Origin of the sequence: Pseudomonas atacamensis, from assembly GCF_017167965.1 — a bacterium.
Taxonomy (GTDB): domain Bacteria; phylum Pseudomonadota; class Gammaproteobacteria; order Pseudomonadales; family Pseudomonadaceae; genus Aquipseudomonas; species Aquipseudomonas atacamensis.
Map to the genome: position 1 here is coordinate 185,172 of NZ_CP070503.1, position 12,072 is coordinate 197,243.

Below are 12,072 nucleotides of genomic sequence, written 5' to 3' on the forward strand. Positions count from 1 at the left end.
CGCGAAAGCCATTTGTCAGGCAACATCAATCAAGGCTGATCAGGCGTCGCCCTTGATCTCCTGATAACGCTTCTCCAGTTCCTGACGAATCTGTCGGCGCTGCTGCGCCTGCATGAAGCGGCGTTTGTCTTCGCTGTTCTGCGGTTGCAACGGCGGCACGGCGGCCGGTTTGCGCTGATCATCCACCGCGACCATGGTGAAGAAGCAGCTGTTGGTGTGGCGCACCGAGCGTTCGCGGATATTTTCGGTGACCACTTTGATGCCAACTTCCATCGACGTGTTGCCGGTGTAGTTGACCGAGGCGAGGAACGTCACCAGTTCGCCGACATGAATCGGCTCGCGGAAAATCACCTGATCCACCGACAGGGTCACCACGTAGCGCCCGGCATAACGGCTGGCGCAGGCGTAAGCCACTTCGTCGAGGTATTTGAGCAGGGTGCCGCCGTGGACATTGCCAGAGAAGTTGGCCATGTCGGGGGTCATCAGTACCGTCATCGACAGCTGGGCGTTTCCGGGTTCCATAACGTTCTCACGGATCAAGGCTGATTGCAGGAAGCGCCTCTGCGGGCACCTGGTGGCTTTTCAAAAAGCACCGTTATCGGGACGCCGCGCGGCGGGCCGCCGTCACGCCGGTAGCGATCTGTTTCCATATATTGCACCGGCTTCCAGAGCGAAGTCGCGGTGTTAACCTGCAAAAGCCCTGCCCAAGGGCAATTCCTACATTAAAAGCGGGTTTTTACCCTGCTCGCGCAGAACGTCTGACGTCTGTCCGCGCGCCTCGTCATCAAGGAGCCCACGCCATGCATGCCATCAGTTTCATTCAGGATCTGGCAGTGATCATGCTGGTCGCGGGCGTGGTAACCGTGCTGTTTCATCGTTTCAAGCAACCGGTGGTGCTCGGCTACATCGTCGCCGGCTTCATCATCGGCCCGCATACGCCGCCGTTCGGCCTGATTCACGACGAAGAAACCATCAAGATCCTGGCCGAACTCGGGGTGATCTTCCTGATGTTCTGCCTTGGCCTGGAGTTCAGCCTGCGCAAGTTGTTCAAGGTTGGGGCAACGGCGTTCATTGCCGCGTTTCTCGAAATCATCCTGATGATCTGGATCGGTTACGAAATCGGTCGCTGGTTCGACTGGAACACCATGGATTCGTTGTTTCTCGGCGCGATTCTGGCGATCTCCTCAACCACCATCATCGTCAAAGCGCTGAATGACCTGAAGATGAAGAACGAGCGCTTTGCGCAGTTGATCTTCGGTGTGCTGATTGTCGAGGACATCCTTGGCATCGGCATCATCGCGCTGCTGTCGAGCATCGCCGTCAGCGGCACGGTGAGCTCGGGGGAAGTGTTTTCCACGGTCGGCAAGCTGTCGCTGTTCATGATCGTCGCGCTGGTCATCGGCATTCTGTTGGTACCGCGTCTGCTGGCTTATGTGGCGAAATTCGAAAGCAACGAGATGCTGCTGATCACCGTACTCGGCCTGTGTTTCGGCTTCTGCCTGCTGGTGGTCAAGCTTGAATACAGCATGGTGCTCGGCGCTTTCCTGATCGGCGCGATCATGGCTGAGTCGCGGCAATTGCTGAAAATCGAACGATTGGTCGAGCCGGTTCGCGACCTGTTCAGTGCGATCTTTTTTGTCGCCATCGGGCTGATGCTCGACCCGCTGATTCTCATTGAATACGCCTGGCCGATTGCGGTGATCACCGTGGCCGTGGTGCTGGGCAAGATGTTGTCCTGCGGCCTCGGTGCGTTTATCGCTGGCAACGACGGACGGACCTCACTGCGGGTCGGCATGGGTCTGTCACAGATTGGCGAATTTTCCTTCATCATCGCGGCGCTGGGCATGACCTTGCAGGTCACCAGCAACTTCCTCTATCCGGTCGCTGTAGCCGTGTCGGTGATCACCACCCTGCTGACGCCGTACCTGATTCGCGCGGCGGATCCGTTGTCGATCAAGCTCTCGGCCGCTGTGCCCAAGCGGCTCGGGCGGGTGCTCGGCATGTATGGCGAATGGTTGCGCAGTATTCAACCGCAGGGCGAGGGTGCGCTGCTGGCGTCGATGATCCGGCGGATCCTGTTGCAGGTCGGGGTCAATCTGGCGCTGGTGATTGCGATCTTCTTTGCCGGCGCATACTTCGCCGAGCGCATGTCGTTGTGGCTGCAGGACTGGATCAGCGATCCGAGCTGGCAGAAGGCATTGATCTGGGGCGGAGCGTTGTTGGTCTCGCTACCATTTCTGATCGCGGCTTATCGCAAGCTCAAGGCGCTGTCGATGCTGCTGGCGGAGATGGGCGTCAAGCCGGAGATGGCCGGGCGTCACACGCAGCGAGTGCGCCGGGTGATCGCCGAAGTGATCCCGATTATCTCGCTGCTGGTGATTTTCCTGCTGTTGGCAGCCTTGTCGGCCAGTATCCTGCCGACCAACAAGCTGCTGGTGCTGATCGCCGTCGTCGCGGCCGCCGTGGCGGCGCTGCTGTGGCGCTGGTTCATCCGCGTGCATACGCGGATGCAGGTGGCCTTGCTGGAAACCCTCGACAACCACAAGGAGTCGTCGGGGCATTGACCTGCCGGGGCGTGTGGCGGATCAGCTTTCCAGCCAGACGTCCCGCGCCCAGTGCCACACCGATTCCCATGATTCTTCGGTGATCAGCTCTTCTTCGCCGGACCACAGCACCACGGTGCCGTCTTCTTCAACGCAGTAGTAGTCGTCGCCGTCCTGGCAGATCGGGATCAGGTCGCGCGGCACGCCGGCGTCCCAGGCATTGGCGGCAACGTCCGGCAGATAGGTGTGCGATTGCGGGTCGGTGACGGTCACCGGCTCGAGGCTGCCATAGACCACGTCGCTGACGGTCAGCAAAAACTCTTTGAAGACGAACGGAATGTTGATGAAGAGTTCTTCTTCGATCTCCACCAATTGGTCTTCGTCTGGCAATTCCAATGGAACCGGCACGGGTTCGTTGGCTTCGCGCAGTTGTTCGATGATTTCTTCCACGTCCGGGATCCTCTTGCTTGAATGGCGCGGTTTATATGGGCCGGTTTATACAGTAGCTCGCCATAGATGCAACCGTGAAATGAAAAACCCCGGCCGAGGCCGGGGTTCTGTTACTGCAAGTGAAGCGCAGCAGGGATCAGCCGTTCTGGCGGATACCGGCGACCAGCCAAGGCTGGTTGTCGCCCTGCGGACGTTCCATGTTCCAGCTTTCGCTGAACACTTCGCCCTGGTCGAAACGCGAGGTTTTCGACACGCCGGTGAAGGTCAGGGTGGCGATGGTCTTGTCGGCACGATCGTCGACGCCGTCCAGCTGCACCTGCAGGTTGTCGATGTAGGTCGACTGGAAGCCGTCACCCAGATCCGCACGCTCACGCTTGAGGAACTCAAGCATTTGCGGGGTCACGAACTCGGCGATCTTGTCCATTTCGTTGGCGTCCCAGTGCTGCTGCAGCGACTGGAAGTGGCTGCGCGCGGCTTCAAGGAAGCGCTCTTCGTTGAACCAGGCCGGTGCATTGATCACCGGACGGGCAGCAGCCGGAGCGGCCGAACCACCGAAGATCGAACCCATGGCGGCAGGCTTCTGCTCGAACACTTCACGCTGCATCGGCGCGCCGGCCGGAGCGAATTGCTCCTGCTGCTTGCGACGACGGGCGGCGATGAAGCGGAAGATCACGAACGCGATCAGGGCCATGATCAGGATGTCGAAGATCTGCATGCCCTGGAAGCCGTCGCCCATGAACATCGACGCGAGCAGGCCACCGGCGGCGATGCCCGCCAGCGGGCCGAGCCAGCGCGACGCACCGCCGGCCTTGGCTGCGGCGCCAGCAGCACCGGCAGCGCCAGCGGTCGCTGCTGCGCCGCCCACGCCTGGAGAAGAAGGAGCCATCTGGCTGGTCTGGTGCGTCGGCGCAGCGCCGGCGCTTTTGCCACCACCAAAGCGCTTGGCGTTGGCGTCGAGGCTCATCGTCAGGCCGATGCACAACGCCATGGCGATGCTAAGAAAACGTTTCATAAAGGGTATTCCCGTTTTGTGGAGACACGCGCGCCATGTTGCACAGCTGAAGTGTTACTGGCTAGCGAGAGAGTGTTTCGGGCTTTTGCCTGACAGGTCGCGTTCAGCTTGGCGAGGCAATCAGCCGATGTACTTTTGTCTGTAGGAAAAGGCGATAGGTTCAGAGGGATTGTTACCTTTGCGCCGCATAATCTGTGGGAGCGAGCCTGCTCGCGAAGGCGTCGTGTCAGGCAATCGAATGCTTGATGACACACCGCTTTCGCGAGCAGGCTCGCTCCCACATGGGTTCAGTGCCGGTGGTTAGATCGCTTCCAGCTTGGCATAGCCGAGCATCAGCCACTTGCTGCCTTCGCTGAAGTTCACCTGCACCCGGGCCTGGGCGCCGGAGCCTTCGAAGTTGAGGATCACGCCCTCGCCGAAGATCGAGTGACGTACGGCCTGACCGAGCACAAAACCGGTTTCCGGAATCTCGCTGCCGCTGAACAGGCTGCTGCCGCTCATCGACTGGTTGCCGCCGAACGGTCGGCTGACGCTATTGGACAGGCGCACTTCCTGAATCAGGCCTTTCGGCACTTCGCGGACGAAACGCGACACCTTGTTGTAGGTTTCGCTGCCGTACAGGCGCCGGGTTTCCGCGTAGGTCATGACCAGATTCTGCATCGCCCGGGTGATACCGACGTAAGCCAGACGCCGTTCCTCTTCAAGACGCCCCGGTTCTTCCAGGCTCATTTTGTGCGGGAACAGGCCTTCTTCCATGCCCACGAGGAACACGTAAGGGAATTCCAGGCCTTTGGCGCTGTGCAGGGTCATCAGCTGAACGCTGTCTTCGTGCTCGTCGGCCTGAGTGTCGCCGGCCTCCAGCGAAGCGTGGCCGAGGAAGGCCGCCAGTGGCGTCAGTTCTTCGTCCTCTTCGGTGTTCTCGAAGTTGCGTGCGGCGCTGACCAGTTCCTCAAGGTTTTCCACCCGGGCCTGGCCTTTCTCACCTTTTTCCGCTTCGTGATAAGCGATCAGACCGGACTGCTCGATGACGGTTTGCGTCATCAGGTGCAGCGGCATCTCGGCGCACTTGGCAGCGAGGTTCTCGATCAGTTCGATGAACGCACCGAGCGCACTCGCGGCGCGACCGGTCAGGCCTTTGTTGGCCACCAGTAGGCGCATCGCTTCCCACATCGATACGTCGCTGTGTCGCGCATGCTCGCGAATCGCTTCGACGGTTTTCTCGCCGATGCCCCGCGCCGGTACGTTGATCACTCGCTCCAGCGCCGCGTCGTTGCCGCGACCCTCAAGCAAACGCAGGTACGCCATGGCGTTCTTGATTTCCGCGCGTTCGAAGAAGCGCTGTCCGCCATAGATGCGGTACGGGATCCGCTCGCGCAGCAGGGCTTCTTCAAGCACCCGCGACTGGGCGTTGGAACGGTACAGAATGGCGATATCGCTACGGGCCAGACCGGTTTTCAGCGCGCTTTCGATGGTTTCTACCACGTAGCGCGCTTCGTCATGCTCGTTGAACGCGGCGTACAGGTTGATCGCTTCGCCGTCGCCGCCGTCGGTCCACAGCTCTTTGCCGAGACGCCCGGTGTTGTTGGCGATCAGCGCGTTGGCGGCTTTGAGGATCCCGGCGGTGGAGCGGTAGTTCTGCTCCAGACGAATCGTCTCGGAGTCCGGGAAGTCGGAAGAGTACTGATGGATGTTCTCGATCTTCGCCCCGCGCCAGCCGTAAATCGACTGGTCGTCGTCGCCGACCACCATCAGGCTGTCGCCGCCCTTGCCGAGCAGGCGCAACCAGGCGTACTGCACGGCGTTGGTGTCCTGGAACTCGTCGACCAGAATGTGCCGGAAGCGCTTTTGGTAGTGCGCCAGCAGGCCGGGGTGATCGCGCCACAGATCGAGCGCGCGCAGCAGCAGTTCGGAGAAATCGATCACGCCAGCCCGCAGGCACGCCGCCTCGTAGGCTTCGTAGATGCCGCGCATGGTGGCCAGGAACAGGTCGCCGCTGGCCTGAATGTGTTGCGGCCGCAGACCTTCGTCTTTCTGGCCGTTGATGAACCACTGCGCCTGACGCGCTGGCCAGCGTTGCTCGTCCAGGCCCAGCTCGCGGATCACCCGCTTGACCAGACGTTGCTGGTCATCGCTGTCGAGAATCTGGAAGGTCTGGCTCAGGCCCGCTTCCTGCCAGTGCGCCCGCAGCAAGCGGTGCGCGAGGCCGTGGAAGGTGCCGACCCACATGCCGGCCGGGTTGATGCCCAGCAACTGCTCGATGCGATGGCGCATCTCGGCAGCGGCCTTGTTGGTGAAGGTCACCGACAGGATGGAGTGAGGCGAGGCGTTTTCGATCTGGATCAACCAGGCGATACGGTGCACCAGCACTCGGGTTTTACCGGAACCGGCGCCGGCCAGGACCAACTGACGGCCAACGGGGGCTGCTACGGCCTGGCGTTGGGCATCGTTGAGGGAGTTCAGCAGAAGGGAGAGATCATCGCGCATCGGGGCATTCTAGGGTGCGCCGCAGGCCCGGGCAAACCGTGCGTTGCATTAGCCGATGAAAGTGCTGCCGATGACGACCGGTCGGTCACTGGCTGCAGGCTTCGGCCCGTCTCGCCTGAGGGGTTGCAGCGGTGCGCAAGCGGCGGAAAATTTCCCCGCAATTGTGATCGGCAGCAGTTTGGCATCGGGATCGGCTTGTGTATGCTCCGTGCACGTTTCGGGCGCACGCCCTCCTATAAGAACAAGAACGTTGCCCATGATCCTCAGCGCCGAACTGTCGGGGCCCTCCGTGGACCCCCGGGTGATCCGCAAGCACTATGCCGTCGAAATGGCGGTGGAGCGCACGCGTCTGCTGTATCAGGGCTCGTTGTTGCCCACGCTGTTCATGTTGATCAATGGTCTGGTCTGCGCCGCTTTGCTCTGGAGCCCGCAGCGCTACTTCGTGGTCAGCGTCTGGCTGGTGTGGCTGCTGTCGCTGGTCGCGCTGCGGGTGATTCAGGTAGCTGCGTTCGATTCGGCGATTCCCGATCGTCAGGCCCAGCCGATCTGGTTCCGCATGTTCCTGCTCGGTTCGACCATGACCGGCCTGACGCTGGCGGGAGCCGGCATCGCTCTGGTACCCGCTGACAACTTCATGCAGCAAGCCTGGGTGTTTGGCCTGATCGGCGCGGCAACGCTGTCCGCCAGTGTCGCCTACGCGGTGAGCCTGCCGGCGTTCCTCTCGTTTACCTTGCCGTGCCTGCTGCCAGCGATCGGCTACCTGTTCTGGGGCGGCGACGATCAGGCCCGGGGCTGGGGCTGGCTGGGTCTGATCCTGCTCGGTTCGTTGAGCGTGGTGGCGTGGCAGGTCAATCGGCTGATCGACCGTGGATTGCTTCGGCGTTTCCAGAATCAGCACCTGATCGAGCATTTGCAGCAAGCGCAGACGCGCAGCGAACAACTCAATCAGGAGCTGGGCAAAGAGATCGAACAGCGCCGCTGTGCCGAGGCGCAGTTGCGTGAAGCGCAGGTCGATCTCGAAGATCGCGTGGCCCAGCGCAGCCGCGAACTGGATGCCGCCAATCAGGCCCTGAGCAAAAGCGAAGCGCGCCTGGCGCTGGCGCTCAAGGCCAGTGAGCTCGGATTGTGGGACTGGAACCTGCAGACCGACGAGGTCCATCACACGCAGATTCAGGAACTGTTCGGCCTCGCCCCGGAATACGTCACGGCGCTGCTGCGCGACCTCAAGCCACGACTGCATCCTGAAGATGTGCCGTCACTCAAGTTCGCCCTGGTCGAGCATCTGAAGGGGCGCACCGAGGATTATCAGGTCGAATATCGCCTGCGCCACGGCGACGGTCACTGGGTGTGGATCGAGGACCGTGGCCGCGCCGTGGAGCGCAGCGCCAGCGGCCGGGTGATCCGTATGGTCGGCACCCGTCGCGATATCAGCGCCAGCAAAAGCCTTGAAGAGCAGCAGCGGCTGGCGGCGACGGTGTTCGAAGCGGCCAGCGAAGGCATCGTGATTCTGGACCCGGAATACGCGCTGATCGCGATCAACCAGGCTTTCAGCCGGGTTACCGGTTACGAGATAGACGACATGCTCGGGCGCAACGTCGTCGAGTTGCCGTGCAGCCGCGATGCCCGTCGTCACTATGTGGCGATCCGTCATGCGCTGGAGCAGCACGGCAGTTGGCAGGGCGAACTCGTGGAAACCCGCAAGAACGGCGAGCTGTATCCGCAGTGGCTGCAACTCAATGCCGTGCGTGATAGCCGTGGCAATGTCAGCCATATCGTCGGCTTCTTCGCCGATCTCTCGGCGCGGCGGGCCTCGGAAGAGCGCATGCGCTATTTGACCCATTACGACGAGCTCACCGGCCTGGCCAACCGTTCACTGTTCCGCGAACGCCTGCACGAAGCCCATCAGCGGGTGCGCCAGGGCGGGCGCCGCAGTCTGGCGTTGCTGCACATCAATCTCGATCGCTTCAAATTGCTCAATGACAGCCTCGGCCATGAAGTCGCCGATCAGCTCCTGCAGAAGATGGCCCGGCGGCTGGTCAATGCCTTGCCGGAAGCCGACACCATTGCGCGCCTGTCCGGTGACGAATTTGCCGTGCTGTTCGATGCCTACGGCAATCTGTCGAGCCTGGCGCGGGTGGCGACGCGGTTGTCGGCCAAGCTGCGTTTGCCGCTGAGTGTCGACGGGCATGAGTTGGTAGTCAGCGCTTCGATGGGCATCAGCCTGTTGCCGGACAACGCGCGGGAAATCTCGGCGCTGGTCAGCCAGTCGAACATGGCCATGCAGCATGCCAAACATCTGGGCGGCAACAATTTCCAGTTCTTCACCGACAGTCTGCAAGCCAGCACACTCGAACGTTTGCAGCTGGAAAACCACCTGCGCAGAGCCATTGAAGAACAGCAACTGACGGTGTTCTACCAACCGAAACTGTGCCTGCAAACCGGCCGCATGAATGCCGCTGAAGCGCTGGTGCGCTGGGATCATCCGAGCATGGGCCAAGTGCCGCCGGCGGACTTCATTGGCCTGGCCGAAGAGACCGGTCTGATCGGGCCGATCGGTGAATTCGTTTTGCGCCAGGCGTGCTGGCAAGCGTGCGAATGGCAGCGCCAGGGCCTGGCGCCGATCCGCGTGTCGGTGAACCTGTCGGTGCATCAGCTGCGTCAGGGCAAACTGGTCAGTCTGGTCCGGCAGGTGCTGGAAGAAACCGGGCTGGCGCCGCACTACCTCGAGCTGGAGCTGACCGAAAGTCATTTGCTCGACAGCGTCGAACACATCATTGCGACGTTCCAGCAATTGCGCGATCTGGGAGTGAAACTGGCGATCGATGATTTCGGTACCGGGTATTCGTCGTTGAGTTACCTCAAGCGCATTCCGGTGGATTACGTGAAGATCGATCAAGCGTTCATTCGCGGCTTGAGCGAGGGCATTGCGGACGCGGCGATCACTCGCGCGATCATCGCCATGGCCCACGGACTGGCCCTGAAAGTCGTGGCCGAGGGCGTCGAGCGTGAGGATCAGCTGGCATTTCTGCGCGCCGAACACTGCGACGAGGTGCAGGGTTATCTGATCAGCCGGCCGGTAGACGCTGCTTGTCTGGCCGGGCTTTTGCGTGATCAGGCAAATCCGCAGTAAGGGCTACATGCACCGCAGCGTGCCTGATGCCGGGACATTGAGTTACGCATTGAGCAGGCAAAATGCCCATTCATGTAGTATAACTACAAGCTTGCTACATCCTTGCCCACAAGAAGAGTCCAGCCCCTTGAATCTGCTGCAACACATTGCCCAGTCACGTCACCTGTTACGCAAGTCGGAGCTCAAGGTCGCCGACCACGTGCTGCTTGACCCTGCGGCAGTGATGCACAGTTCCATGGCCGACCTGGCTCACAGTGTCGGCATCAGCGAGCCGACCATCGTGCGCTTCTGCCGCGCCATCGGTTGTTCCGGCTTTCAGGATCTCAAACTGAAACTGGCGCAAAGCCTGGCCGCCGGCGCCAGCTTCGGCCAGTTCGCGATCCACGAAGATGACTCCGTCGCCGACTACAGTCTGAAGATTTTCGACACCACGCTGCACACCCTGATGGAAGTGCGCGAGAAGCTCGACCCGGTCGAGTTGCAGCGCGCGGTGACGCTGATGTCCCAGGCGCAGCGTGTCGAGTTCTACGGCTTCGGTGCTTCCGGTGCGGTGGCCGCGGATGCACAGCACAAGTTCTTCCGTTTGCTGCTGACCGCAGCGGCGTATTCCGATCCGCACATGCAGGCGATGTCGGCTGTGACGCTGAAGCCTACCGATGTGGCGATCTGTATTTCCCAGTCAGGGCGCTCCAAGGATTTGCTGATCACCGCTAACCTCGTTCGCGAGAGCGGGGCATCGTTGATCACCCTGTGTCCGAGCCAGACGCCGTTGGCCGAACTGTCGACCGTCAATCTGGCGATCGATGTGCACGAAGACACCGAGATCTACACGCCGCTGACCTCGCGAATCGCCCACCTGGTGGTGATCGACGTGCTGGCAATGGGCGTGGCCATGGCGCGCGGGCCGAGCCTGGTCAATCACCTCAAAAGCGTGAAGCGCAGTCTGCGCAGTTTGCGTTTGTCTCCAAAAGCCGTGAAAGCCCTGGATGATTGAGCAAGGTCGTTCCGACCTTGTTCGCGAGCAGGCTCGCTCCCACAGGAGATCTCCTGAGAACATAAATTCTGGGTCATAACGGAATCAAATGTGGGAGCGAGCCTGCTCGCGAAAGCGTCTTCAACAACAGCACATCCCTGCGCACATTTCATCACATTGTCATCCCCGCGCAGCCAAATCGTCATCCCCCACGCCTATCGTGAAACTCCCGTACTCGCCCTGGGAGACTCGAAATGGCTCAGCCCTACGAAGAACGCAACAGCGCCGCGAAAACCCGTCGTCAGCAGGAAGATCAGCGCCGCATGGAATTTCGCCGCGCAATCGAAGATCGCTTCGAACTTCGCCAGCTTCAGGCCGAGATCGGCGATTTTCCCGAGATCACGCACTGGCAGGCGAGCCCCGCAGCTTCCCGTCGAAACGCTCAACCATCGCAATAATCTGCGCCCGCTCGCTGCGGATAAACGCCAGGAAGGCGTGCGCCACCGGTGACAGCCGCTTGGCTTTGGCCTGCACCAGACACCAGCTGCGCAGCAGCGGCAACTCTTCGACCGGCAGCTCGACCAAGCCGCCGGTCGCCAGCTCCAGGTTCAGGGCGTGGCGCGTCAACAGCGCCAGGCCCAGACCCGCCACCACGCATTCGCGCTGGGCTTCGGCGGACGCTACTTCCTGGGTCTGGGTGAAATGCACGCGCTTTTCCTTGAAATATTCTTCGCAGGCCAGACGCGTGCCCGAGCCCGGCTCGCGGATCAGCAGCGTATACGGCTCCAGATCCTGCAAGCGCAGCGGGCCCATGTGCGCCAGCGGGTGATCCGGGCGCGCCACGGCGACAATCGGATTGTTGAGAAACGGCAGAAATTCCAGGCCCATGTCCTGCGGCACCATCGACATGATCACCAGATCATCGCGATTGTCCGAGAGGCGGCGAATGACCTGGCCACGGTTGACCACAGTCAGCTGCAAATTGACTTCCGGATGCTGGCGCTTGAACGCAGCAAACAGATGCGGCACGAAATATTTCGCGCTCGATTCCACTGCCAGTTTCAGCTGACCCTGCAGCGAACCCTGCATGTCCGACAGTTGCATATCGAGGTTTTCCAGCCGCCCGAAAATGTCGCGACTGGCACGTTGGAGCGCTTCCGCCGCCTCGGTCATGTAGAGTTTTTTGCCGACATAGTCGAAAAGCGGCTGACCGATCAGCTCTTCAAGCTGACGAATCTGTAGGCTCACCGCCGGCTGTGTGAGGGACATTTCCTCGGCGGCGCGGCTGTAGGAGCGTAAATCACACACCTCATTGAAGATCTGCAACTGACGCAATGTCATACGCATCAACGACTTACGCATTTTATTCAGGCTCTCACGGTGCACGGATGTTCCGACTATAAGTGTTTACTTATGCCTGACCCAATTTTTATTCATTTTTGTTAATCCCTCAGCAGCGCTAGTGTGGACCTGCGACTGA

Annotated in this window: 9 protein-coding genes; 4 read left to right on the top strand and 5 right to left on the bottom strand. The window is 60.8% G+C overall.

Features of this window, described 5'->3' with window-relative positions; translation table 11 throughout:
- Positions 1 to 39: 39 nt before the first annotated feature.
- Entirely contained in the window at positions 40 to 522 is a 483-nt protein-coding gene (locus JWU58_RS00880; protein WP_016772447.1) for an acyl-CoA thioesterase, read from the bottom strand.
- A gap of 278 nt (positions 523 to 800) precedes the next feature.
- Here JWU58_RS00880 and JWU58_RS00885 point away from each other — a divergent pair, with 278 nt between their 5' ends.
- Entirely contained in the window at positions 801 to 2,564 is a 1,764-nt protein-coding gene (locus tag JWU58_RS00885) for a cation:proton antiporter (RefSeq protein WP_206421349.1), read from the top strand.
- 21 nt (positions 2,565 to 2,585) lie between these two features.
- Here JWU58_RS00885 and JWU58_RS00890 read toward each other — a convergent pair whose 3' ends face one another.
- From JWU58_RS00890 to uvrD, 3 genes are all read right to left on the bottom strand, one after another.
- Positions 2,586 to 2,993, bottom strand: coding sequence for an SMI1/KNR4 family protein (locus JWU58_RS00890; RefSeq protein WP_007954245.1), 408 nt, complete (start codon positions 2,991 to 2,993; stop codon positions 2,586 to 2,588).
- A gap of 136 nt (positions 2,994 to 3,129) precedes the next feature.
- Positions 3,130 to 4,005, bottom strand: a complete 876-nt coding sequence (locus tag JWU58_RS00895; protein WP_016772449.1) for a Tim44 domain-containing protein — start codon at positions 4,003 to 4,005, stop codon at positions 3,130 to 3,132.
- Between the two features lie 300 nt (positions 4,006 to 4,305).
- A complete protein-coding gene (gene uvrD, locus JWU58_RS00900; RefSeq protein ID WP_206421350.1) occupies positions 4,306 to 6,489 on the bottom strand; it encodes a DNA helicase II in 2,184 nt (727 codons plus the stop codon).
- 256 nt (positions 6,490 to 6,745) lie between these two features.
- Here uvrD and JWU58_RS00905 point away from each other — a divergent pair, with 256 nt between their 5' ends.
- From JWU58_RS00905 to JWU58_RS00915, 3 genes are all read left to right on the top strand, one after another.
- Positions 6,746 to 9,619: a GGDEF domain-containing phosphodiesterase gene (locus tag JWU58_RS00905; protein WP_206421351.1), complete on the top strand. Its 2,874-nt coding sequence runs from the start codon at positions 6,746 to 6,748 to the stop codon at positions 9,617 to 9,619.
- 127 nt (positions 9,620 to 9,746) lie between these two features.
- Positions 9,747 to 10,613, top strand: coding sequence for a transcriptional regulator HexR (hexR, locus tag JWU58_RS00910; RefSeq protein WP_007962240.1), 867 nt, complete (start codon positions 9,747 to 9,749; stop codon positions 10,611 to 10,613).
- A 233-nt stretch (positions 10,614 to 10,846) separates the two neighbouring features.
- Complete coding sequence (locus tag JWU58_RS00915) at positions 10,847 to 11,050, top strand: PA3496 family putative envelope integrity protein (RefSeq protein WP_081489844.1); 204 nt, start codon at positions 10,847 to 10,849, stop codon at positions 11,048 to 11,050.
- Here JWU58_RS00915 and JWU58_RS00920 read toward each other — a convergent pair.
- Positions 10,992 to 11,954, bottom strand: coding sequence for a LysR family transcriptional regulator (locus tag JWU58_RS00920; protein WP_016772452.1), 963 nt, complete (start codon positions 11,952 to 11,954; stop codon positions 10,992 to 10,994). The two genes, JWU58_RS00915 and JWU58_RS00920, sit on opposite strands and share 59 nt — an antisense overlap.
- Between the last annotated feature and the right edge of the window lie 118 nt (positions 11,955 to 12,072).

What these genes read in the sequence shown, in the direction of transcription:
- JWU58_RS00885 (WP_206421349.1), top strand. Translation starts at nt 801, where the DNA reads ATGCATGCCATCAGTTTCATTCAGGATCTGGCAGTGATCATGCTGGTC.
- JWU58_RS00905 (WP_206421351.1), top strand. Translation starts at nt 6,746, where the DNA reads ATGATCCTCAGCGCCGAACTGTCGGGGCCCTCCGTGGACCCCCGGGTG.
- JWU58_RS00915 (WP_081489844.1), top strand. Translation starts at nt 10,847, where the DNA reads ATGGCTCAGCCCTACGAAGAACGCAACAGCGCCGCGAAAACCCGTCGT.
- JWU58_RS00880 (WP_016772447.1), bottom strand. Translation starts at nt 522, where the DNA reads ATGGAACCCGGAAACGCCCAGCTGTCGATGACGGTACTGATGACCCCC.
- JWU58_RS00895 (WP_016772449.1), bottom strand. Translation starts at nt 4,005, where the DNA reads ATGAAACGTTTTCTTAGCATCGCCATGGCGTTGTGCATCGGCCTGACG.
- uvrD (WP_206421350.1), bottom strand. Translation starts at nt 6,489, where the DNA reads ATGCGCGATGATCTCTCCCTTCTGCTGAACTCCCTCAACGATGCCCAA.
- JWU58_RS00920 (WP_016772452.1), bottom strand. Translation starts at nt 11,954, where the DNA reads ATGCGTAAGTCGTTGATGCGTATGACATTGCGTCAGTTGCAGATCTTC.